This window comes from Nocardia amamiensis (assembly GCF_015477605.1).
GTDB classification, from domain to species: domain Bacteria; phylum Actinomycetota; class Actinomycetes; order Mycobacteriales; family Mycobacteriaceae; genus Nocardia; species Nocardia amamiensis_A.
This window is the reverse complement of sequence record NZ_JADLQX010000323.1, coordinates 1-256: the sequence shown is the minus strand read 5'-3', so window position 1 is coordinate 256 and position 256 is coordinate 1. Positions and strand designations below refer to the sequence as shown.

Sequence of the window (256 nt, the reverse complement as noted above, 5' to 3'; positions counted from 1 at the left end):
GGAAGTTGACCTCGATCGACCAGCGGCGCCCGGCAACCCGCGCGAGCGTGCCCAGACGTGGCAGTTTGGTGGAGAAGCACCGGTAATAGGCGAGTTTCCCGGTGGTGCGATTACGACGCGCGAGCAGCCACCGGTGTCCGGGCGAGGCGTCGTGGTCGTCGGCGAGGGTGATCCATGCCCAGTCGTAGAGGCGTGGGCCTTTCGCGCCGTCTCCTGCCGCCATCGCGTGCCACCGGCCCTTGGACAGCGCTGCGAC

1 pseudogene is annotated in these 256 nt (G+C 68.8%); it reads right to left on the bottom strand.

What is annotated here, in order from left to right:
* Positions 1-256, bottom strand: a pseudogene (locus IU459_RS37985) (IS701 family transposase); the annotation flags it as partial.